This window comes from Sabulicella glaciei, from assembly GCF_026183895.1.
Classification (GTDB): domain Bacteria; phylum Pseudomonadota; class Alphaproteobacteria; order Acetobacterales; family Acetobacteraceae; genus Roseococcus; species Roseococcus glaciei.
In genome coordinates, this window is record NZ_JAPFQI010000013.1 from 64,119 (window position 1) to 85,460 (window position 21,342).

At 73.5% G+C, this 21,342-nt stretch carries 18 protein-coding genes; 5 read left to right on the top strand and 13 right to left on the bottom strand.

From position 1 onward, the window contains the following. The first annotated feature begins 39 nt into the window (after positions 1 to 39). Entirely contained in the window at positions 40 to 2,448 is a 2,409-nt protein-coding gene (locus OF850_RS15565; protein ID WP_408906476.1) for an FtsK/SpoIIIE family DNA translocase, read from the top strand. Between the two features lie 118 nt (positions 2,449 to 2,566). Here OF850_RS15565 and OF850_RS15570 read toward each other — a convergent pair whose 3' ends face one another. The 11 genes from OF850_RS15570 to OF850_RS15620 all read right to left on the bottom strand — a co-directional run bounded on the left by OF850_RS15570 (position 2,567) and on the right by OF850_RS15620 (position 15,117). Next, the gene (locus tag OF850_RS15570) at positions 2,567 to 3,733 is read right to left on the bottom strand and encodes a benzoate/H(+) symporter BenE family transporter (protein WP_301591201.1); all 1,167 of its coding nucleotides are present in this window, start codon (positions 3,731 to 3,733) and stop codon (positions 2,567 to 2,569) included. 88 nt (positions 3,734 to 3,821) lie between these two features. Then, a complete protein-coding gene (locus OF850_RS15575) occupies positions 3,822 to 7,460 on the bottom strand; it encodes a translocation/assembly module TamB domain-containing protein (RefSeq protein WP_301591202.1) in 3,639 nt (1,212 codons plus the stop codon). Beyond that, entirely contained in the window at positions 7,460 to 9,304 is a 1,845-nt protein-coding gene (locus OF850_RS15580; protein WP_301591203.1) for an autotransporter assembly complex protein TamA, read from the bottom strand. The genes OF850_RS15575 and OF850_RS15580 overlap by 1 nt, the downstream gene beginning before the upstream one ends. 91 nt (positions 9,305 to 9,395) lie before the next feature. After that, complete coding sequence (locus OF850_RS15585) at positions 9,396 to 9,863, bottom strand: GlcG/HbpS family heme-binding protein (protein ID WP_301591204.1); 468 nt, start codon at positions 9,861 to 9,863, stop codon at positions 9,396 to 9,398. A gap of 49 nt (positions 9,864 to 9,912) precedes the next feature. Next, positions 9,913 to 10,707 carry a c-type cytochrome biogenesis protein CcmI gene (gene ccmI, locus OF850_RS15590; RefSeq protein WP_301591205.1) on the bottom strand — a complete coding sequence of 265 codons (795 nt, stop codon included), beginning with the start codon at positions 10,705 to 10,707 and terminating at the stop codon, positions 9,913 to 9,915. Next, positions 10,704 to 11,171, bottom strand: a complete 468-nt coding sequence (locus tag OF850_RS15595; RefSeq protein ID WP_301591206.1) for a cytochrome c-type biogenesis protein — start codon at positions 11,169 to 11,171, stop codon at positions 10,704 to 10,706. The genes ccmI and OF850_RS15595 overlap by 4 nt, the downstream gene beginning before the upstream one ends. After that, positions 11,168 to 11,728: a DsbE family thiol:disulfide interchange protein gene (locus OF850_RS15600; RefSeq protein ID WP_301591207.1), complete on the bottom strand. Its 561-nt coding sequence runs from the start codon at positions 11,726 to 11,728 to the stop codon at positions 11,168 to 11,170. Before OF850_RS15600 ends, OF850_RS15595 begins: the two co-directional genes overlap by 4 nt. Then, positions 11,725 to 13,707: a heme lyase CcmF/NrfE family subunit gene (locus OF850_RS15605; protein WP_301591208.1), complete on the bottom strand. Its 1,983-nt coding sequence runs from the start codon at positions 13,705 to 13,707 to the stop codon at positions 11,725 to 11,727. Before OF850_RS15605 ends, OF850_RS15600 begins: the two co-directional genes overlap by 4 nt. After that, positions 13,704 to 14,201 carry a cytochrome c maturation protein CcmE gene (ccmE, locus tag OF850_RS15610; protein ID WP_301591209.1) on the bottom strand — a complete coding sequence of 166 codons (498 nt, stop codon included), beginning with the start codon at positions 14,199 to 14,201 and terminating at the stop codon, positions 13,704 to 13,706. The genes OF850_RS15605 and ccmE overlap by 4 nt, the downstream gene beginning before the upstream one ends. After that, complete coding sequence (locus OF850_RS15615) at positions 14,198 to 14,332, bottom strand: hypothetical protein (protein ID WP_301591210.1); 135 nt, start codon at positions 14,330 to 14,332, stop codon at positions 14,198 to 14,200. The genes ccmE and OF850_RS15615 overlap by 4 nt, the downstream gene beginning before the upstream one ends. Further along, positions 14,329 to 15,117 (bottom strand): heme ABC transporter permease, encoded by a 789-nt coding sequence (locus tag OF850_RS15620; protein ID WP_301591211.1) that lies wholly within the window; start codon positions 15,115 to 15,117, stop codon positions 14,329 to 14,331. The genes OF850_RS15615 and OF850_RS15620 overlap by 4 nt, the downstream gene beginning before the upstream one ends. A 120-nt stretch (positions 15,118 to 15,237) precedes the next feature. On the opposite strand from OF850_RS15620, the gene OF850_RS15625 reads away from it, so the two are divergent. Together OF850_RS15625 and OF850_RS15630 are read left to right on the top strand one after the other, a co-directional pair. After that, a complete protein-coding gene (locus OF850_RS15625) occupies positions 15,238 to 15,666 on the top strand; it encodes an EVE domain-containing protein (protein ID WP_301591212.1) in 429 nt (142 codons plus the stop codon). Beyond that, positions 15,663 to 16,001, top strand: a complete 339-nt coding sequence (locus OF850_RS15630) for a Rieske (2Fe-2S) protein (RefSeq protein ID WP_301591213.1) — start codon at positions 15,663 to 15,665, stop codon at positions 15,999 to 16,001. Before OF850_RS15625 ends, OF850_RS15630 begins: the two co-directional genes overlap by 4 nt. 15 nt (positions 16,002 to 16,016) lie before the next feature. On the opposite strand, the gene OF850_RS15635 is transcribed toward OF850_RS15630, so the two are convergent. Both OF850_RS15635 and OF850_RS15640 read right to left on the bottom strand, forming a co-directional pair. Continuing rightward, positions 16,017 to 17,102: a TRAP transporter substrate-binding protein gene (locus OF850_RS15635; protein WP_301591214.1), complete on the bottom strand. Its 1,086-nt coding sequence runs from the start codon at positions 17,100 to 17,102 to the stop codon at positions 16,017 to 16,019. A 166-nt stretch (positions 17,103 to 17,268) separates the two neighbouring features. Then, entirely contained in the window at positions 17,269 to 18,387 is a 1,119-nt protein-coding gene (locus OF850_RS15640; RefSeq protein WP_301591215.1) for a PQQ-dependent sugar dehydrogenase, read from the bottom strand. 91 nt (positions 18,388 to 18,478) lie between these two features. On the opposite strand from OF850_RS15640, the gene OF850_RS23735 reads away from it, so the two are divergent. Together OF850_RS23735 and OF850_RS15650 are read left to right on the top strand one after the other, a co-directional pair. After that, the gene (locus OF850_RS23735) at positions 18,479 to 19,711 is read left to right on the top strand and encodes a TonB family protein (protein ID WP_301591216.1); all 1,233 of its coding nucleotides are present in this window, start codon (positions 18,479 to 18,481) and stop codon (positions 19,709 to 19,711) included. 57 nt (positions 19,712 to 19,768) lie between these two features. Then, entirely contained in the window at positions 19,769 to 21,307 is a 1,539-nt protein-coding gene (locus OF850_RS15650) for a UxaA family hydrolase (protein WP_301591217.1), read from the top strand. The last annotated feature ends 35 nt before the right edge of the window (positions 21,308 to 21,342 follow it).

Consider the following 21,342-nt stretch of genomic DNA (forward strand, 5'->3'; position numbering starts at 1 on the left):
CGGCCGTTTCCACCTTCCCCCCTGAAGGCCATGGCGCGCATGTCGCACACCACCGCGGACGCCGCTCCCCAAGCGGCCGGACGCCTTGCCTCGCCCGCCGTGCGGGCCGCCATTCGCCGCCGGCTGAACGAGCTGGGCGGGGTGGTGCTGGGACTGGGCGGGCTGGTGCTCGGCCTCGCCGTGGGGTCGCACAACCCGGCCGATCCGTCCTTCTCCACCGCCACGGACCGCACCCCCTCCAACCTCGCGGGGCATCTGGGCGCGCAGGTTTCCGACGTGCTGGTGCAGGGCTTCGGCTGGGCCGCCTGGCTGCCCGCGCTGGTTCTGCTGGCCTGGGCGATGCGGATGTTCCTGCAGCGCGGGGTGACGCTGATGCCGCTGCGCATCGCGGCGCTGGCCGCGGCGATGCCGCTTCTGGCCGCCGCGCTGGCCGTGCTGCCCGGGACGGAATCCGGCGCGGCCGGGCCGCTGGTTTCCGCCGCGCTGCTGTTCAACCTGGAGCACCTGCTGGGCCCGATCGGCCGGCTGGGGGCGCAGCTGGCGCTGGGCGGGCTGGCCTTCCTCACCCTCTATGTCGGCTTCGGCCTGTCGCTCGGCGAATGGCGCCGGGCGGCCCGCGTCACCGCCCATGCCGGGATGGGCGCCGCGCGCGTGGGTGCGCAGCGGCGCCACTGGGTCACGCGGCCGCTGGGCTGGATGGGGCGGGCCCTGTGGCGCGCCGTGCCCAAGCCGCGCTTCCGCGCCGAGCCCGCGGCCGACCTGTCCTCCGTGCTGCGCGCCGCCGACGAGGCCGCCGCCGCCCCCGAGGCGCCGCGGCTGCGACCGGCCATCCCGGCGCCCGAGGCGCGCCCCGCCCCCCGCTCCACGCCGCGCGTCGCCGCCGGCGCCAAGCCCAAGCCCGCCCCGGCCGCCCAGCCTGCGCTGGACCTCGCGGCGAGCGGCTGGCGCACCCCGCCGCTGGACGTGCTGGCCCCGCCGCCGGCCCGCATCGCCTCGGGCCCCTCCGCCGACTCGCTCCAGGCCAATGCCCGCATGCTGGAGCAGGTGCTGAGCGACTACGGCGTCAACGGCACGATCAGCGAGATCCGCCCCGGTCCCGTCGTCACCCTGTACGAGCTGGAGCCGGCGCCGGGCACCAAGTCGTCGCGCGTCATCGGCCTCGCCGACGACATCGCGCGCTCCATGTCCGTGGTCGCGGTGCGCATCGCCACCGTGCCGGGGCGCAACGTCATCGGCATCGAGCTGCCGAACATCAAGCGCGAGACGGTCTTCCTGCGCGAGATGCTGGCGAGCGACGATTACGGGCGCCATTCGGGCAAGCTGCCGCTGATCCTGGGCAAGGATATCGGCGGCGCGCCGGTCATCGCCGACCTGGCGCGCATGCCGCATTTGCTGATCGCGGGCACCACCGGCTCGGGCAAGTCGGTCGGGATCAACACCATGATCCTGTCCCTGCTCTACCGCTTCTCCCCCGCCGAGTGCCGCTTCATCATGATCGACCCGAAGATGCTGGAACTGTCGGTCTATGACCGCATCCCGCATCTGCTGGCCCCCGTGGTGACGGAGCCGCCCAAGGCGATCGGCGCGCTGAAGTGGACCGTGCGCGAGATGGAGCGCCGCTACCGCGCGATGAGCCAGATCGGCGTGCGCAACATCGGCGGCTACAACGAGAAGGTCGCCGCCGCGCAGGCGCGCGGCGAGGTGCTGACGCGCCGCGTCCAGGTCGGCTTCGACCCGGAGACGAGCAAGCCCGTCTTCGAGGACCAGCCCCTGGCGCTGGAGAAGCTGCCCATGATCGTCGTCGTCATCGACGAGATGGCGGACCTGATGATCGTCGCCGGCAAGGAGATCGAGGCGGCGGTGCAGCGTCTGGCCCAGATGGCGCGCGCGGCCGGCATCCACGTCATCATGGCGACGCAGCGCCCGTCGGTGGACGTGATCACCGGCACGATCAAGGCGAACTTCCCCACCCGCATCTCCTTCCAGGTGACCAGCAAGATCGACAGCCGCACCATCCTGGGCGAGCAGGGCGCCGAGCAGCTGCTGGGCCAGGGCGACATGCTGTTCATGGCCGGCGGCGGGCGCGTGACGCGCGTCCACGGCCCCTTCGTCGCGGATGGCGAGGTGGAGAAGATCACCGACTGGCTGCGCGAGCAGGCGGAGCCCGACTACATCGAGGAAGTGACCGAGGCCGCCGAGGAGGAGGAAGCCGCGCTCGCCATGTCCGGCATCGCCGGCGCCTCGGATTCGGAGAAGTCGCTCTTCGACCAGGCCGTGGCCGTGGTGACGCGCGAGGGCAAGGCGAGCACCAGCTTCATCCAGCGCCACCTCAACATCGGCTACAACCGCGCCGCCAAGCTGATCGAGCAGATGGAGAAGGAGGGCGTCGTCTCGCCCGCCAACCATGTCGGCAAGCGCGAGGTGCTGGCCCGGCGTACGGAGGATTGACCGCGCTCTGCAAGACCGCTTCGCAGTCTTGCGGGGATCCAGGGGGTCGTAGGCGGTTGGCCTGCTTGGCCGCGGCGCGGGAGCGGCATGTGCCGGTTCCGCGCGGCGCCCCCAGCGCCTAGTTCCGCTTGAGCAGCACGCCCGCGCCCAGCGCGGCGAAGCCCGCCACCAGACCCCAGAAGGCGGAGCCCAGCCCGAAGAGCGAAAGCCCGGAGCCGGTCGCGAGGAAGGTGAGGATCGCCGGGTCGCGATCCTCCTTCGCCGCCAGCATGGCCTCCATGGCGCCGGTCAGCGCCGGAACCAGCGCGAGGCCGGTCAGCACCGCGATCACCCCGGGCGGCAGCGCCAGGAAGAAGCGCACCAGCAGCGGCGAGAAGAGCGCGAGCAGGAGGTAGAGCCCTCCGTAGATCACGCCCACCGTCCACCGCTTCGCGGCCTCGGGATGCGCTTCGCGGTTGGTGCAGATCGCGGCGGTGATGGCGGCGAGGTTGACCGCCGGCGCGCCGAAGGGCGCGGCGAGCAGCGTCGCCAGGCCGGTCCCGCGCAGCAAGGGCCCCGGCTTCGGCGCGTAGCCGGCGGCCCGCAGCACCACCAGCCCAGGCAGGTTCTGCGAAACCAGCGTCACCAGGAACAGCGGCAGCCCCAGACTGATGATCGCCCGCGCGTCGAAGACGGGCGCGACGGGCAGCAGCGTCCCGAAGGTGGCGCCGGGCGGAAGCGGGCCCACGTCGCCGCGCCCCAGCGCCATCGCGACGCCCGCCGCCAGCACGAGCAGCAGCGCATGGAGGGGAACCCGCCGGCGCGCGGCGATGAACACCGCCACCAGCACGGCCACCAGCAGCGGCTCCGACTCGCCGAGGCGGAACAGGTTCAGGCAGAAGGGCAGCAGCACGCCGGCGAGCATCGCCGCGGCGACAGTGGACGGGATGCGCTCCGCCCATCGCCCCAGGGCCGGCACGATGCCGAGCGCGATCATCAGGAGCGCCGCCGCGAGGAACACGCCGATCGCGACGGGCCAGGGCACGCCCTGCGTCGTGGCCGCCAGCAGCGCCGCCCCCGGCGTGGACCAGGCCAGCACGACCGGGATCCGCCAGCGGAGCGAAAGCGCGATCCCGGCGATGCCGATGCCGAGGCACAGCGCCGTGATCGCCGATCCGGTCTGCTCGACCGTGGCGCCCAGCGCGCGCACGGCCTGCACCACCAGCACCACGGTCCCGCCGAACCCCACCAGGGCGGCGATCAGCGCCGAGGACCAGGCGGGCGCGGGCGGCAGGCTGCGGAACATGCGGCGGGGATCTCCACGGACGGATCGTCCCGCCCACGCGCACCCTTCTACGGAGGCGGGCGGAGGCGGGAAACTCCGCCCCCTGCCCTCACCACTCGAACTGGTAGGTGGCCCCGACGCGCCCGCCAGCCGTGCCGGTACTGCCCTCGACCTTCAGCCGCTCCGTCACCTCCGCCTCGATGCCCACGCCGGTCTGCCCGTCTATGCCCTGGCGCAGGCCGAGATACACGCCCGGCAGCAGGTAGCGCCCGGCCTGCGCCCCGCCGCCAGGGCCGCCCACCCCGAGCTGGTCGAGGCCCAGGAAGCGCCGGATGCCCGCCAGCGCCCCTTCCGTGCCGCCGCCGGGCAGCTCCACGCCGGTCAGCTGGGCCAGGGCCTCGCTGATGCGGATGATCTCGAAGGGGGACAGCCGGCTGGTGCCGCGGTCGAAGAGCAGCCGCGCCAGGATCTCGTCCTGCGGTAGGGGCGGTTGGGATTCCAGCACCACCTGCGGCTCGTTCGCCGGGCCGGTGAAGCCGACGCCGACCGTGTAGTTCGCCGTGCGCACGGTCGCCAGCACGTCCAGCGTCGGCAGGAGTCCGCCCTGGTTGAAGCGCAGGATGGCGCGCGTCACCGTTAGGGTGCGCCCCAGCACCGCGAAGGTGCCGCGCCGCCCGCGCAACTCGCCGCGGATCTCGGGGGCGGCCAGCGTGCCGAGCACCTGCAGCCTCCCGACCAGCTCCGTCTCCAGCCCGCGCCCGCGCAGGAAGAGGCGTTCGGGCGCCTCGACGGTGATGTCGAGGGTGAGGTTGAAGGCCGGCTCCGGCTGCTGGGCGGCGGCGGTCCGGCGCGCGGGCGGCGGGCGCTGCGCGGCCCGGCCGGGCGGGGTGCGCCCGGTCTCGCGGAAGGGCACCAGCACGGTGACGGCGCGCGGCAGGCGGTCGGGCACGCGCAACTCGCCGCCCGTGATCAGCAGCCGCCCGCCCAGCCGAGCCCCGCCCTGCACCGCGCCGGTGAGCGAAAGGTCGGCGTTGAAGGTCACGCGCCCGTAATCGGGCGAGGCGAAGGCGGCGCCGCGCGCGGTGACGCGGAGATCCACGGGGATCGTCGCCTCCAGCGGCGCCACGCTGCCGGCGAGGGCGACGGTGCCGCCGCCCGGCGTGCTTCCCGTGACGTTCTGGAACACCAGCCGGTCGTCCTGGAACACGGCGCGGCCGCGCAGATTGTTGATGCGCAGCCCGGTATCCGGGTTGGCGTAGGACAGGCCCAGGAAATCCACCCCGCCCGACAGGTTCGGCGAGGCGAGCGGCCCTTCGGCCTGCGCCCGCAGGGAAACGCGCCCGCGCACCCGGTCCGCCCCGCCGGCGAGGAAGGGCTGCGACAGCACGCCCACATCGGCCTCGCCCGTCACGGTGGCGCTGATGCGCTCGCCCTCGGGCAGGGAGAAGCGCGCTTCCAGCCGCGTCGCCGCCCCGGCGGCCAGGGTGGCGCGCCCCTCCACGGAGGTGCCGCGCAGCCGCGCCTCGGCGGTCAGCGTGGCGGGAGGGAGGCCGCGAAGCTCCGGCGTGTTCACGCCCAGCCCCGTGCCGCGCAGCGTGAGGTCGGCCACCGGGACGGCGACGGTGCCGGAGACGCTCATTTCCCCAGCCAGGGTGCCGCGCAGCGGCGTGTCCGGCAGGGCGGCACGGGCGAGGCCGAGCGGCAATCCGGTGAAGCGCAGCTGGCCGGACAGGTTCTGCTGCTCGCCCCGCACGGCGAGGTTGCCGGTCAGTCGCCCGCCCTGCCCGGTGGCGAGGGCGATGTTCTCCAGCACCGCGTCCTGCCCGTCATAGCGAAGCCGCAAGGGCGCGACGAGGTTCAGGCTCTCCCCCGCCGCCGCCAGGGTGAAGCGGCGCACCTCCGCCTCCAGCGGCAGGGCGAGGCGGGTGGTGCCACCCAGGGTGATGCGGATGGCGGGGCCGCGCGCCTCGAAGCTCACCTCGGCCCGGTCGGCGCGGCCATCCAGGGCGAGGCGGGCATTGCCGCTCTGCCCGGCGAGGGTCAGGGCAGGCGCTTCCAGGACGAGGCGCCACTGCCCGGCGCTGTCCCCCTCGGCGGTGGCGTTGACGCGCCCGGCGAGTTCCTGCCCCGCCAGGGCGGAGAAGGGCCGAAGGTCCGGGACGGAAAGCCGCGCATTCCCCACCCCGCGCGGCGCGGCGGGGTCCAGCAGGCCGGAGGCTTCCAGCACGGCGGGACCGAACTCCACCCGCCCGCGTTCCAGCCGCGCCGCGCCATTCTCCGGCCGCGCGGCGATGTCGAGGCGCAGCGGCAGGTCCAGCACCACCCCGCCGCCCTGGACCGTGCCGGAGGGGGTGGAAAGCGGGTTGGCGATCTCGGCCGAGATGGCGAGGTCGCGCGCCGTGACCCCGGCGACGGCGAGGCGCGGCGCATCCAGGTTCAGGCTCAGCGCGGGGTCGGTGCGCGGGCCTCGCGCGGTGAAGCGCAGCAGCGCCTCCCCTTCCACCCCGCCGGGGATGGCGGAAACGCGGGCCTCGCCGCGCGCGTCGAGCGTTTCCCCGAGGTCGCCCTCCACCAGCGCCGTCAGCGCCGCCCCCGTCAGTTCCACGCGCGTGCCGGCGAGGTCTGGGGTGACTCGGAAGGCCAGGCGCGGCGTGGGGCCGAGCAACGTGTCCGCCGCCTCCACCCCGGTCGCGAGGCCTTGCGGCACGGCCGTCCCCTCGACCAGCGGGCGGGAGGTCGGGCCAGACACGCGCGCATCGGCGGCCAGGCCGGTGAAGGCGATGCCTTCGGGCACGAGGCCGGCGAAGCGGTCCGACCCCGCCAGGGCCACGGACACGGCGAGGTCGAGTTCCGGCAGGGCGCGCCCTTCGACCCGCGCCGTGCCGAAGGCGGCCTCCACCGAGGAGGGGCCGAGGGTCAGCGTGCCCGCATCCTCGTGGCGCAGCCGCAGGTCCAGCCGCGAGCCGGCGACGAGCGGGCGGAGATTCTCCGGCAGGAAGGCGGCACCCTCCACCGGCCCGCGCGCCTCCACCTCCGTCGCCGCCGCTTCGCGCCGCACCGTGCCGGTGAGCGAGGCGGAGGCGGCGTCGTAGCGCGCCTCCAGCGTGAAGGCGGCGCCCTCCACCGACCCGTCGAGGGACAGGCGGGCGGAAGCGGGGGCGCCGGCGAAGCGTCCCTGCGGGTCCTCCGCCTCGATGCGGGCGAGGAGCTGGGTTCCGTCGAAGCGGGCCTCCACGTCCGCGCGCGCCTCGCCTTCCAGTTCGCGGGCCTGGAGAGCGGCGTCCAGCCCGGCATCGTCCAGCTTGGCGCGGCCGGTCAGCGCCAGCGAAGCCTCGGGCAGGATGATGCGCGGCAGCTCGATCTCCTGGATTTCCACCGCGACGGGAAGCTGCGGCAGGGCGAAGCCGCTGGACGGCGCCGCGGGCTGCGTATCGGGGTCGCTGACCGGCCAGCGCTCGACGCGGATCTCGGCCGCGGTGAGGCGCGTGGCGGTGACGCGGCCACGGAACAGGGCGCGGCCGGACAGGTTCAGCTCCGGCCCCTCCACCACCAGCCACACGCCCTGGGAGTCGGCATAGGTGATGCGGGTGGCGGAGATGCGCCGGATGCCTGGGTTCAGCCCCTCGATCGTCAGCCCCGGCAGGGCCAGCCCGGCAAGCCAGGTGGGCAGGCCGGTGCGCAGCGGCGACCAGGCCGCCAGCAGCAGCACCATGGGCAGGGCGAGAAGGAGGACGAGGCGCCGCCGCATCAGAAGGCGTGCCCGATGCCGATGTAGAGCCCGTAGCCCTGCGAGCCCTGCTGCTTGACCAGCGGGATGGCGATGTCGGCGCGGATGGGGCCGAGGGCGGTGTAGTAGCGCACGCCCACGCCGGTCCCGAGGCGCCAGGCCGCGTCGCCGCCCGATCCGCCGCCGACCCGCCCGCCATCCACGAAGACCACGCCGCCCCAGTTGGTGCCGAAGCGCTGGCGGAACTCCACCGAGGCCTCGGCCAGCGAGGTGCCGCCGATGCGCTGCCGCGTGCCCGGGGCGCGGGGGCTGATGCTCTGGAAATCGTAGCCGCGCACCGAGCCGCCGCCGCCGGCGAAGAAGCGCTGCGAGATGGGCACGCTGAGCGCATTGGTGCCGAGCAGCTGCCCATAGGAGGCGCGCAGCGCGAGGATGGAGCGCCCCTGGCCGTCGATGTCGAAATAGGTGGAGGCGGAGGCGCGGACCCGCAGATACGGGTTGGCGTCGCGCACCGAGTAGGAGGGGGTGAGCGTCGCCTCCGCCCGGATGCCGCGGCGCGGGTCCAGCAGGCTGTCCGTGCTGTCCCAGCGCGCGCCGAGCTGCCAGCCCACCACCTGGTTCGGCACCAGCGTCCCGCGCGAGGGGCCGCTCTGCCCGATCTCGAAGACCGGACCGGTGTTGATCGTCAGCCGGTCGCTGAGCTTGCGCTCCGCCAGGAAGGAGCCGACCAGCGCGTCGCGGTCGTAGGATTCCAGCCTTTCCCGCAGCAGGAAGAGCGAGGCGACGAGGGCATAGTCGGTGTTGAACAGGAAGGGGTCGCGGAAGGTGAAGCCCAGCCGCCCGCCGGTGCGGGAGGTGTCCGAGGCGCCGAGCCGCGTCGCTGCCGCCTCCAGCCGCAGCCGCTCCGCATTGCCGAACAGATTGCGGTGCTCGAAGAAGGCGCCCAGCTCGATGCCGAAGCGCGTTTCGTAGGCGGCGTTGAGGCCGATGGCGCGGCGCGCCCGCTCCGACACTGCGACGGAGACGGGCAGCCGCCCATCCGGCCCCAGCGCGTCGCCCGTTTCCAGACGCACGGAATCGAAGACGCCCAGCGCGGTGAGGTCGGCGCGGGCGCGGCTGACGCGGGCCGGATCAAAGGGATAGTTCGTGAGGCGCCGGTCGGTGTAGCGGCGCACGAAGCGCTCATTCACCCGCTGCGTCCCCGACACCTCGGAATTGCCGAAGCGGGCGAAAGGGCCCGGATCGAGGGTGAAGGCGATTTCCATGGCCTGGCGGTCGTGGTCCACCACGACGTCGCGCGCCTCCACCTTCGCGAAGGGGTGGCCGGCGGCCTGGAGGCGCTCCACCAGTGAGGATTGCGCCTCCACCACGTTGGCGCCGCGCGCCGGCTCGCCCACGAGGTCCTGCAAGGGTGCGGCGGCGCGCGCGGCCGTTGCCTCCGCCTCCGTGGCGCGGGTGGTGACGCGGGTGATGGCATAGCGGGGGCCGGGCGTGGTGCTGATCGCGACCGGGATGGGGGTGCCTGCGGGTGGCGGACGGAACTCCACCGTGGTGGGATCCTGACCCGCCACCAGGATGCGGAAGGTGCCCGCGAAGAAGCCCTCGCTGTCCAGGGCGGCCCGCACCCGCTCCGCATCGCCGCGCGCGCGGGCCAGGAGGCCCGGCACGTCGGTCGGAGCACGTTCCTGCAGGGCGACGAGGCGCGAGGCGGCGGCGATGGCGGCGTCCAGCGCGCCATTGCCGGTCGGCTCCACCGTGACCTCGTAGGGGCGCGTATCGGGGTCCGGTTCCTCCGGGGGGTCCTGGGCGAAGCCGGCCCAGGGAAGCAGGAGCAGCAGGAAGGCAAGACGCAACCAGACACGCAAGGCGGGGCCCCTCCCTTCTTTCCTGCCCGCAGGCTTTACCCTTCGGGAAACGCGGCAAGCCGGGAAAGGTCGCGAGCGGGTTAACTCCCCGTTAAGCTGGGTCGCCCGTATCCGCCATCAGCCCCCCCGCCTCGATGCCGGCGATGCAGCACTCCTCGTCCTTCGCGGACACGTCGCCGGAGATGCCGACGGCGCCGAGCAGGACGTTGTTCGCGTCGCGCACCAGCACGCCGCCCTGGGCCGGGACGGCCTTGCCGCCCGTCAGGTCGGACAAGGCGTTGGTGAAGCCCGGCATGGACTGGGCGCGGCGCGCCAGCTCCCGCGTGCCGAAGCCCATGGACAGGGCGCCGAAGGCCTTGCCCGTCGCGATCTCGGGCCGCAGCAGGGAGGCGCCGTCCTCGCGCTTCGCGGATTTCAGGTGCCCACCGGCGTCCAGCACGACGACGCAGAGCGGCAGAAGGCCGAGTTCGCGGCCCTTCCGCAGCGCGGCGTCGGCGATGATCTCCGCCTGGGCGAGGGTGAGGCCGTTCACGGCGGCGGGGTGGGCGGGCTGGGGCATGACGTTCCTCCTCGTTCCCCCGGGCGATGCCCGGCGGAGAGGGGGTGCGTCAAGGCAGGGCGCGCAGCCGCGCTTCCACCAGTTCCCGCCAGGGCGCGTCGGCGGGGGCATCGGCCAGCAGGGCGCGCCAGGTGGCGCGGGCATTCTCGGGCCGCCCGGCGCGAGCCTCCACCATGCCGGACAGGAAGCGCAGCCGCGGGTCGCCGGGCTGGGCGGCCAGCGCCTCGCCCAGCCAGCGCCGCGCCTCCTCCAGCGCGCCGCGCTCGATCTCCACTTCGGCGAGGTCGCCGGCCAGGCCGGGGTCGAAGCGGGCGGACAGGGCGCGGGTCCAGGCCTTGGCGGCCTCGGCGAAGCGGCCGCGGTTGCGCTCGGCATTGCCGACCAGGATCCAGCCCTGGCGCCCCATCTCCGAGTTGATGTCGGCGCGGGCCAGACGCTCGCGCAGCGTGGCGATCAGCGTGTCGTCGCGGCTCACCGCCTCGTTGCGCTGGGCCAGGGTGGCCGAGGGCATGCCCGGCGTGCCGCGCCACAGATAGGTGCCCACGGCGGCGGCGGGGATCAGGGCCAGGGCGAGCAGCAGCGCGGGGGCGGGGCGCAGCGTGGCCTCCGACTCCTCCGGTGCGGGGGCGTTGAGCAGGCGACGCTGCACCTCGACCAGCGCGGCGCGGTGCGCGGCCTCGTCCAGCCGCCCTTCGGCGCGCTGCGTGTCCAGTTCGGCGATCTGCGCGGCATAAAGGGCGCGGTCCGCCTCCGCCCGGCCGCGCGGCCGCGGCGGGCGCAGGGTCGCCAGCAGGACCGGCAGCAGGACCAGCGCGGCGAGAAGAGCAAGGGCAAGCCAGGTCACGGGGGCGGGGGGCCTTCCAGCCGCGCGAGGCGCGCCTTTTCTTCCGCCGAAAGTTCCGCGTCGCCGATCCCCGTGGCGGCGCGGCGGCGGCGCATCAGCAGGATGGCGGCCAGCCCGCCGCCCAGGAACAGGAAAGGCGTCGCCCAGAGCAGGATCGTGTGGACCCCCACGGGCGGGCGCAGCAGGACGAAGTCGCCGTAGCGCTGGTGGACGAAGCGCAGCGTTTCCTCGTCCGTCGCCCCGGCGGCGATCTGCTCGCGCACCAGGATGCGGAGGTCGCGGGCGAGGCTGGCGTCGCTGTCCTCGATGCTCTGGTTCTGGCAGACGAGGCAGCGCAACTCCCGCCCGACGGCGCGGGCGCGGGATTCCAGCGCCGGGTCCTCCAGCCGGTAGGTGGTGTCGCCGACCTGGGCGAGCGCGGGCGCTGCCAGCAGCAGCGCGAGAAGCAGAAGGATGCGTGTCATGCGAGGAGCCGTCGGAGCTCCGGCATCATCTCGGCGGTGATGGGGCCGGCCCAGCGCCACTTCACCAGCCCGTCGCGGCCGATCACGTAGCTTTCCGGCACGCCGTACACGCCCCATTCGATGGCGACGCGCCCGGGCTGATCGGCGCCCAGCCGCGCGAAGGGATTGCCGTGGCGGCCGAGGAAGGTGCGGGCATCGGCCGGGCGGTCCTTGTAGTTCACCCCCAGCACCGGCACGCCCTCGCGATGCAGCGCCATGAGCTGCGGATGCTCGATGATGCAGGGCACGCACCAGGAGGCCCAGAAATTCACCAGCACGGGCCGCCCCGTCCCGCGCAAGTCGCTGGCCGCAAAGGCGGGCAGTCCCGCCCCTTCCACCTCCGGCAGGGCGAAGTCGGGCGGCGCGCGGCCGATCAGCGCCGAGGGGACGCCGCGCGGGTTGAAGGACCCGTCCTGCAGGCCGCGCAGCATGGCCCAGAAGCCCAGCCCCGCCGCCCCGGCGACGGCGAGCGGCGCATAGACCAGGACGCGGCGGCGCGAGGGCGACATCGCGCTCATGCCGGCGCGCCCTGCGCCGCGGCGCGGCGGGCGGGGGCGGCGACGCGCATCCGCCGGTCGGTGAGGGACAGCCCGCCGCCCAGCGCCATGATCAGCGAGCCGATCCACAGGAAGGGGGCCAGCAGGTTGTAGTGCAGGCGCAGCACCGCCTCGCGCCGCCCGTCCGCGCCGTCCCGCTCCTCGCCCAGCACGGCGTAGAGGTCGCGCAGCCCATTGGTGCGGATCGCCGTTTCGGTGGTGGTGGTGCGGCCGATGGGGAAGAAGCGCTTGGAAGGCTCCATCACCTGCACGGTGCGGCCGTCGCGCAGCACGGTGACCGTGGCGCGGCGCGCCGTGTAGTTGGCTCCCTGGAAGTCTCGCACCCCTTCGAGGCGCCACTCATACCCGGCGAACTCGGTGGAGGCGCCGGGGGTGAGGGCGATCAGCTTCTCGGTCGCCATCCCCATCCCGGCTATGCCCAGCACGGTGACGCCGACCCCGGCATGGGCGATGGCGGCGCCCCAGGCGGCGCGCGGCAGGCCCCCCGCCCGGCGCAGCGCGTTGCCGATCCCGGTGCGGCCCAACCCCGAGCGGTCGAGGATGTCGGTCGCCGCCCCCGCGATCAGCCACAGGCCGATGGCGAAGCCCAGCGCGGGCATGACCGGCGCGCCAGCCAGGAACATTGCCAGCAGGAAGGCGAGCAGCGCGAGCGCCGCCGCCCACCACAGGCGCTGGATCACGGGCCAGAGCGCGGCGCGCTTCCAGGCCAGAAGCGGCCCCGCCGCCATGGCCATGGCCAGCGGCAGGGCGAGCGGCAGGGTGGCGAGGTTGAAGAAGGGCGGCCCGACCGAGATCATCCGCCCCGCCAGCAGGTCCAGGAAGAGCGGGTACAGTGTGCCCACCAGCACCACCGCGCAAAGGGAGCAGAGCAGCAGGTTGTTCAGCACGATCCCGCCCTCGCGCGACACCGGCGCGAAGACACCCTGCGGCGCCATGGCCGGCGCGCGGAAGGCGAAGAGGGCGAAGGCCCCGGCGATGTAGATCCCCAGCAGGACGAGGATGAACACGCCGCGCGCGGGGTCGGAGGCGAAGGCATGCACCGAGTTCAGCACGCCCGAGCGCACGAGGAAGGTGCCGAGCAGCGACAGGGCGAAGGCCAGGAGCGCCAGCAGCACGGTCCAGATCTTCAGCGCCTCGCGCTTCTCCACCACGACCGCGGAATGCAGCAGCGCCGTCCCGGCCAGCCAGGGCAGCAGCGAGGCATTCTCCACCGGGTCCCAGAACCAGTAGCCGCCCCAGCCCAGCTCGTAATACGCCCACCAGGAGCCGAGGCCGATGCCCAGCGTCAGGAAGCTCCAGGCCGCGAGGCTCCAGGGCCTGACCCAGCGGCCCCAGGCGGCGTCCACCCGCCCCTCGATCAGCGCCGCCACGGCGAAGGCGAAGGTCACGGCGTAGCCGACATAGCCGAGGTAGAGCAGCGGCGGGTGCAGGGCGAGGCCGATATCCTGCAGCAGCGGGTTCAGCCCCTGCCCGTCGAGCGGCGGCGGCCAGACCCGGTCGAAGGGGTTAGAGGTGGCCAGGATAAACAGCAGGAAGCCGGTCGAGATCATCCCCAGCACCGCGAGCACCCGCGCCCGCAGCGCCGAGGGCAGGTCGCGCCCGAACCCCGCCACGGCGGCGGAGCACAGGGCCAGGACCAGCACCCAGAGCACCATGGACCCCTCGTGGTTCCCCCAGGCGCCGGAGAGCTTGAAGATCATCGGCTTCGCCGAATGGCTGTTCGCCACCACGTTGGACACGGTGGTGTCGTTGGTCACGAAGGCCCAGAGCAGGGCGGCGAAGGCGGCGCCGACAGCCACCATCTGCGCCAGCGCCAGGGGCGGGCCGGATTCCATCAGCCGCGCGTCGCGCGCCTGCGCGCCCCAGAGCGGCAGGACCGACTGCGCCAGGGCCAGCATCAGCGCCAGGATCAGGGCGAAATGCCCGAGTTCGGGGATCATGAGCGCGGCCGGGCCGTGTTCCACTCGGCGGCCGGGGGCGGTGCGCCCTGCGCCGGGTCCCAGTGGCCGGCGCGCTTCAGCGCGTCCGCGACCTCGGGCGGCATGTAGGTCTCGTCGTGGCGGGCCAGCACCTCGCGGGCGCGGAACACCCCGTCCGTGCCGAGGATGCCCTGGGTGACGACGCCCTGCCCCTCGCGGAACAGGTCCGGCAGGACGCCGGTGAAGACCACGGGGACGGTGTGCTGCCCGTCCGTCACGCGGAAGCGGATGGCGGGGCGGCCATCATAGGCGCCGTGGCGCTCGACGCTGCCGGCCTCGACCAGCCCGCCCAGGCGGAAGGCGCGGCCCTCGGGCGGGCGCTCCGCCGCGATGTCGGAGGGGGAGCGGAAGAAGACGAGGTTGTCCTGGAAGGCGGTCAGCGTCAGCGCGGCGGCCGAGCCGATGCCGAGGCCGCACAGCAGCAGGACGTAGAGGCGGCGGCGCTTGCGCGTCATCGGCGCGGCTCCAATCGGGACAGTTGGCGCTTCGCCGCGCGGTGGCGCGCGGCGGCGAGCAGGGCGAGGACCAGGAACGTCCCGAGCGAAAGCCCCCAGGACAGGGCGACGTGCCACCAATGCTGCGTCATGGCGCAACGGCCTCCATGCGGCGTGCGGCGGCCATCTGCAGGGCGCGCACCCGGCGCTCCATCACCGCGGCGCGGGTGCCGGCCAGCACCACGGCGGCGAAGGCCAGGCCGAAGCCGATCGTGCAGGCCAGCAGCGGGAAGAGCATGTCCACGTGCATCCCGGGCGCGGCGGCGCGGGTGACGCTGGCGGGCTGGTGCAGCGTGTTCCACCAATCCACGGAGAACTTCACGACCGGCAGGTTCACCACGCCGACCAGCGCCAGGATCGCGCCCATGCGCGCCCCGCGCTCTATGTCGTCGAAGGCGCGCACCAGCGCGGCATGGCCGAGCCAGAGAAAGAACAGCACCAGGACGGAGGTGAGGCGGGCATCCCAAACCCACCACGTCCCCCACATGGGCTTGCCCCAGAGCGAGCCGGTGGCGAGGCAGAGCGCCGTCACCGCCGCGCCCACGGGCGACAATTCCCGCGCGGCCAAGTCGGCCAACGGGTGGCGCCAGATCAACGACATCACTGAAAGGATGGCAAGGCCGAGATAGCCGCCCATGGCCAGCCAGGCCATCGGCACGTGGACGAACATGATACGCACCGTCTCGCCCTGCTGCCAGTCGGGCGGCGCCAGGAACAGCGCCCAGGCCGCCGCCCCGCCCAGCGTCAGGGCCGCCGCGACGGCAAGCGGCAGCAGCCAGGCATCCGTCAGCCGCAGGAAGCGGCCCGGATTGGCGAAGCGGTGCAGGCGGCCTGGCGCCGGGGGCGCGGCCGCCAGGGTGCGGGGCGAGGTGTCCACAACCGTGAGAATAGGCGCTACCCTGCCTGAAATGAAGCGCGGGACCGTCCGCGCAACGGATGGGGCGCCATGCCGGGCGCACGGACGTGGATTTGCGGCGAATCAATGCAAGGGACGGGGATGCGGTTCTTCCTGTTGAAATCCGAGCCGGACGCCTTCTCCTGGGAGGAGCAGGTGGCACGCGGCGTGGAGCCCTGGACGGGGGTCCGCAACGCACAGGCCGCCGCCGTGCTGCGCGGCATGGAACTGGGCGACCGCGCCTTCTTTTACCACTCCAACATCGGCAAGGAGGTGGTCGGAATCGTCGAGGTGGTCCGCACCGCCTATCCGGACCCCACCGCCACGAAGGGCAACTGGGTCTGCGTGGACGTGCGCGCCGTCTGCCCCCTGCCCCGCCCCGTTACCCTGGCCGCCATCCGGGCGGAAAAGCGGCTGGAGGGCATCCCGCTGGTGCGCCAGTCCCGCCTGTCCTGCATGGCGCTGGAGCCGGCGCACTGGCAGGTGATCTGCGAGATGGGAGGGCTGGTCCCGGCGGAAGCGGCGGCGTGAGCGCACCGATGCGTGCGCTCTGCCGGTTCGAGGAGATCCCGGATGGCGGCGCCAAGGGGTTCAGCGGGCCGCCGGGCTCCTTCATCGGGATGTTCGTGGTGCGGCGGGGGGAGCGCGTCTTCGCCTACGTGAATTCCTGCCCGCATGTGGGCGTGCCGCTCGACCCCGTGCCGGACCGCTTCCTCGACCGCAAGGGCGAGCTGATCGTCTGCTCCGCCCATGGCGCGCGCTTCCGGGTGGAGGATGGCGAGTGCATCTCCGGACCCTGCATGGGCGACGTGCTGGAACCCGTCGCCGTGGAGGTGGTGGAGGGCGAGGTCCGCGCCGCCTTCTGACCCCGCCCCGCCAGGTCAGCGCTGCTGCTGCTGCGCCATGAGGCCGAGGAAGTTTGCCTGCGTGTCCTCCGCGAGGCGGAACCACTGCACCTCCTCCACGCGATACTTGTCCCACTCGGCGTGGATGCGCCGGAACCGCGCGTTGCTGCTGCCGATCTCGGCATACAGATCCTGCGCCGCGCGGTAGCAGGCGGAAAGGATGTCGCGCGAGAAGACGCGAAGCTGCGTCCCCTGCGCCACGAGGCGGCGCAGCGCCTGCGGGTTCAGATGGTCGTAGCGCGCCATCATCCAGTGCCACGCCTCGGTGCAGGCGGCTTCCAGGATCGCCTTGTAGTGGTTGGGCAGGGCCTCGTAGGCGGCGGGATGGATCATCAGGTCGATGGAGGGCGAATACTCCCACCAGCCGGGCGCGTAGTAGAAGCGCGCGACGCGCTGGAAGCCGAGCTTCTCGTCGTCATAGGGGCCGACCCATTCGAGCGCGTCGATCACGCCGCGCTCCAGCGCCGGGTACAGGTCGGGGCCGGGGATCTGCTGCGCCACCACGCCCAGCTTCTGCAGCACCGCGCCGCCATGGCCGGCGATGCGGAACTTCAGCCCGTTCAGGTCGCCCACCGTGTTGATCTCGCGCCGGAACCAGCCGCCCATCTGCGCGCCGGTGTTGCCGGCCGGGATCGCCATGACGCCCTGGTCCCGGTAGACATCGGCCAGCAGCGCCCTTCCGCCGCCTTCCTGCAGCCAGGACCAGAGCTGGCGCGAGGACATGCCGAAGGGCAGGCAGGTGGCGATGGACAGCGCCGGGTCCTTGCCGAGGTAGTAGTAGGCGGAGGTGTAGCCGCACTCCACCGTGCCGGAACCCACCCCGTCCATCACCGAGAGGGCCGGCATCACCTCGCCAGGGCCGAAGGGCAGGATCTGGAAGGCGCCGTCCGTCATCTCGCCGACGCGGCGGCAGATTCGTTCCTGCGTGCCGTAGAGCGTGTCGAGCGACTTGGGAAAGGAGCCCGGCATGCGCCAGCGGATTCGCGGCTGGGCGGAGGCGAGATTGGGCGCGGCAAGCGCGGCTGCGGCCGCCGAGCCGGCGAGCAGGTGACGACGTTCCATTGTTTCCTTGCTTCCTTGGACGCTAGCGAAACGAGCGTGGCGCAGCCTCGCGGCCGGAAGCAAGAGGATCGTGGCGAGGCGCCCTGCCTGCCGGACCCTAGCGCGGCGGCAACCAAGCCCCGCGCGCCGGGTCCTATCCCGCCAGCCAGGCCCTGCGCGCCGGGCCTTAGCCCGGCGTGACGCGCAGGATGCGCCCGCGATTCTCGTCGGTCAGGATCAGCAGCGCGCCGTCGGCAGCGAAGACCACCTGGCGCATCCGCACCTGGTTCCACAGCAGACGCTCCTCCTCGCCCGGCACGTCGCCCTGCATAGGTAGGCGCAGAAGGCCGGAGGGATTCAGGCAGGCCATGAACAGGTCGCCGCGCCAGAACCCATCCCGGGGCGCGAAGGCGATGCCGGAGGGCGAGACGGCCGGCGTCCAGAACCGGATCGGGTCAGTGAAGCCGGGCCCGGCCGTACGTCCGCCCGCGATCTGCCCGCCCCAGTATTCCCGCCCGGTGGTCACGAGCGGCCAGCCGTAATTCCGTCCGGGCTGGATCAGGTTCAGCTCGTCCCCGCCGCGCGGGCCGAACTCGGCCAGGATCAGCGAGCCCGTGGCGGGGTTGAAGGCGAGGCCCTGCGGGTTGCGGTGGCCCAGGCTCCACACCTCGCCGCGCGCGCCCTGCCGGCCGACGAAGGGATTGTCCGCCGGCACGCGCCCGTCCCGCGTCAGCCGCAGCACCTTGCCGGCCAGGTCGCCCGGGCGCTGCGCCCGCTCGCGATCCTGGTTGCGGTCGCCCGTGGTCATGAAGAGATGGGCGTTGTCCGGCGAGACGAGGACGCGGCTCCCGTAATGCTGCCGCCCGCTGGGCTGGGCGGGGGCCGCGTCCAGCACCGGCGTCAGCGCCTCCAGCCCCGCCTGTCCCAGGCGGGCACGCCAGAGCCGGGTCAGTGCGCCGCCCTCGACCAGCGTGGCGGCGGAAAGGAACACCTCGCGCGACCGGGCGAAATCGGGCGGCACCGCCACGTCCAGCAGCCCGCCCTGCCCTTCCGCCACGACGGGCGGTGCCCCCGCCAGCGGCGCCGAGACCCGCCCGTCCGGCGCGACGTAGCGCAGGCGGCCCGGTCGCTCGGTCACCAGCAGCCCGCCATCGGGCAGCAGCGCCGCGCCCCAGGGATGCGACAAGCCGCTGGCCCACTCCGTCACCCGCACCGCGCCGCGCCCGGTGCGCACCGCCGTGGCATCCTGCGCGCGGGCCAGGGCGGGGGCGAGAAGCAGGGGAAGGGAGCGGCGGAGCATCGTCATGCCTCGCCATATGGGCGGCCTGGGTATCCGCGCGAGGTTTCCGCGCCGCGTCATTCTGCGATAAGCCGAGGCTGATGGCCCGGACGCGCGCGTGAACGAGGTTTCGCCCTTCCTCGCCCGGCTCCGGCGCGGGACGGCGCGGCGCGAGCCCCTGGCGCCGACCGCCCTCGCCGCCGATGCCTCCGGCCGCTGGCGCGCCTCGCGCCCGGCCGCCGCCTGGCCCTTCGGCGCCTCGGTCCTCGCCTCGCTGCTGCTCCATGCCGGGCTGGTGGCGGCGCTGCTGCTCTGGCCCGACCCGCGACCGATGAGCGACCCGACCCTGCCGCCACCCTCCTTCGACATGGTGTTCGAGGGCGGCCAGCCGGAACGTTCGGAGGAGGAACCGGCGGAAGGGATGGAGGCCCCGCCCCTGCCGACGGCACCGCCCATGCCGGATTCCGTGCCGCCGCCCCCGGCAGTCCCGGCCCCGCCGCCCGTGCCCGCGCCGATCGAATCGCCCATCGCCGAGGCCCCGCCGCCGGTCCCGGTTCCGGCACCTCCTCCGGCCCTGGCCGAGGCCCCGGTGCCCCGCCCGCCGGCCGCACCGCCACCGCCGGAGCCACCGGAGCGCACCGCGCCGGTCCCCCCGGCCGCCGCACCACCCCCACCGCCCTTGGCAGAAGCACTGCCAGGCCCACCACCGCCGCCACCGGCGCCGGTTCCGCCCCGGCTGGAGCCGCCGCCTCCCCTGTTGGCGCAGCCCCCGCCCGCGGTGGAGTTCGTGCCGCCCACGGCGCTGCAACTGCCCGACCGCTTCGACCTGCCGCTGCCGCCCGTCCAGGCCCCGCCCCCGCCGCGCCAGCAGGCGCAACCGCGTCCCGCGCCCCGCCCGCCCTTGCCCGGCATCACCGTGCCCGACGGATTCCAGCTGGGCGGACGGTCGGCGCCGCCGGCGGGGCGGCCGCGCAGCCGTGGCCTCGACACCTCGTTGGACCCGCGCTTCACCGAGGGCCGCGCGACCACCGACCCGATGGCGCGCGTCAGCGGCGCGCAGGTCGGCGCCGATTGGCGCGCCGCCTTCCGCCGCTGGCTGGAGGAGAACATCCACTACCCCATCGACGCGGCGCAGCGCGGCGAGGACGGGGCGGTGCGCGTCACCATCACCGCAAATCCGGACGGGACGGTGCGCGGGGTACGGATGACGATGCCCTCCACCTCGCCCTCGCTGAACAGCGCCACCTCGCGGCCCTTCAACGGCGCGCGCCTGCCCGCCTTTCCGGCCAATTCCGACCCCACCGTGACGATCGAGCTGACGGTGAACTATGTGCTGATCCGCGGGCGCTGATCCCCCTTCCGCCCTGTGGCCGCCCGGCGCAATCTGGCGGGAAAGGGAGGAACATCCATGGACGCGATCGCCGAGGCGCCGCCTGTCATCCGCCTGCACGCCGAGGACGGGGTGGTCATTGCCCGCCGTGCCCTGCCGCCCGGCACGCCGGTCGCGCCCAACGTGGTCGCCCGCGCGCGCATCCCGGCCGGGCACAAGGTCGCCACGCGCGGCCACGCGCCGGGCGAGGCGATCCGCCGCTACGGCCAGATCATCGGCTTCGCCACGGAAGCCATCGCGCCCGGCGAATGGGTGCACACGCAGAACTGCGCCATGGGCGATTTCAGCCGCGACTACGCCTTCGGCGTGGATGCCCGGCCCACCGCCCCCGCCGAGGTTCCGGCGCATTTCCTGGGCTATCACCGCGCCGACGGGCGCGTGGCGACGCGCAACAGCATCGGCATCATCACCTCGGTCAACTGCTCAGCGCATGTGGCCGACCTCATTGCGCGGCACTTCGCGCGCGACCCGTTCGGCGACCGGCCCGACAAGCTTGCGGCCTTTCCGCACGTGGACGAAGTGGTGGCGCTGACCCACAAGACCGGCTGCGGCATGACGGAGGGCGAGCCGCTGCGCGTGCTGCGCCGCACCCTCGCGGGCTTCGCGCGGCATCCGAACTTTTCCCACGTCATCGCCATCGGGCTGGGCTGCGAGGTGAACCAGCTGGGCGGGCTGTTGGAGGAGCAGCGCCTCGCCGGGCGGCTGCGCACGCTCAACATCCAGGAAAGCGGCGGCACGCGGAAGACCGTGGAAGCCGGCATCGAATTCGTGAAGGAAGTGCTCGCCGAGGCCGACGCGGCGCGGCGAGAGGCAGTGCCGGCGAGCGAGCTTTGCGTGGCGCTGCAGTGCGGCGGCAGCGACGGCTATAGCGGCATCTCGGCCAACGTGGCGCTGGGCTTCGCCTCCGACCTCGTGGTGCGGAATGGCGGCACGGTGATCCTCAGCGAATCCCCCGAAACCTATGGCGCCGAGCACCTCCTGACCCGCCGCGCGACCAGCCGCGCGGTGGGCGAGAAGCTCGTGGACATCATGAAGTGGTGGGAGGAGTACACGGAGCGGGAGGGGGCGGAGATGAACGCCAACCCCTCGCCGGGCAACAAGGCGGGCGGGCTGACCACCATCCTGGAAAAGTCGCTGGGCGCCATGGCCAAGGCGGGCACGACGAACCTCGTGGAGGTAGTGCGCTACGCGGAGCCCGTGACGGCCAAGGGCTTCGTCTTCATGGACACGCCCGGCTACGACCCGGTGGGCGCCACGGGCCAGGTGGCGGGTGGCGCGAACCTGATGTGCTTCACCACCGGACGCGGCAGCGTCTTCGGCATGAAGCCCGCGCCGTCGCTGAAGCTCGCCACCAACACTCCGATGTTCCAGCGCATGGAAGAGGACATGGACATCAATTGCGGCACGGTGCTGGACGGAAGCGAGACGGTGGAGGAGTGCGGCGCGCGCATCTTCCGCCACATGCTGAGCGTGGCGAGCGGCGAGCGCACCAAGAGCGAGGCGCTGGGCTTCGGGGATGCGGAGTTCGCGCCCTGGGTGCTGGGCGCGACGATGTGAGCGAAGCGCCCGCTTCTCCGTAAACCTCCTCTGTT

What these genes read in the sequence shown, in the direction of transcription:
- OF850_RS15640 (WP_301591215.1), bottom strand. Translation starts at nt 18,387, where the DNA reads ATGACGATGCTCCGCCGCTCCCTTCCCCTGCTTCTCGCCCCCGCCCTG.
- OF850_RS15605 (WP_301591208.1), bottom strand. Translation starts at nt 13,707, where the DNA reads ATGATCCCCGAACTCGGGCATTTCGCCCTGATCCTGGCGCTGATGCTG.
- OF850_RS15585 (WP_301591204.1), bottom strand. Translation starts at nt 9,863, where the DNA reads ATGCCCCAGCCCGCCCACCCCGCCGCCGTGAACGGCCTCACCCTCGCC.
- OF850_RS15635 (WP_301591214.1), bottom strand. Translation starts at nt 17,102, where the DNA reads ATGGAACGTCGTCACCTGCTCGCCGGCTCGGCGGCCGCAGCCGCGCTT.
- OF850_RS15570 (WP_301591201.1), bottom strand. Translation starts at nt 3,733, where the DNA reads ATGTTCCGCAGCCTGCCGCCCGCGCCCGCCTGGTCCTCGGCGCTGATC.
- OF850_RS15600 (WP_301591207.1), bottom strand. Translation starts at nt 11,728, where the DNA reads ATGAGCGCGATGTCGCCCTCGCGCCGCCGCGTCCTGGTCTATGCGCCG.
- ccmE (WP_301591209.1), bottom strand. Translation starts at nt 14,201, where the DNA reads ATGACGCGCAAGCGCCGCCGCCTCTACGTCCTGCTGCTGTGCGGCCTC.
- OF850_RS15625 (WP_301591212.1), top strand. Translation starts at nt 15,238, where the DNA reads ATGCGGTTCTTCCTGTTGAAATCCGAGCCGGACGCCTTCTCCTGGGAG.
- OF850_RS15650 (WP_301591217.1), top strand. Translation starts at nt 19,769, where the DNA reads ATGGACGCGATCGCCGAGGCGCCGCCTGTCATCCGCCTGCACGCCGAG.
- OF850_RS15615 (WP_301591210.1), bottom strand. Translation starts at nt 14,332, where the DNA reads ATGACGCAGCATTGGTGGCACGTCGCCCTGTCCTGGGGGCTTTCGCTC.
- OF850_RS15565 (WP_408906476.1), top strand. Translation starts at nt 40, where the DNA reads ATGTCGCACACCACCGCGGACGCCGCTCCCCAAGCGGCCGGACGCCTT.
- OF850_RS15595 (WP_301591206.1), bottom strand. Translation starts at nt 11,171, where the DNA reads ATGACACGCATCCTTCTGCTTCTCGCGCTGCTGCTGGCAGCGCCCGCG.
- OF850_RS15575 (WP_301591202.1), bottom strand. Translation starts at nt 7,460, where the DNA reads ATGCGGCGGCGCCTCGTCCTCCTTCTCGCCCTGCCCATGGTGCTGCTG.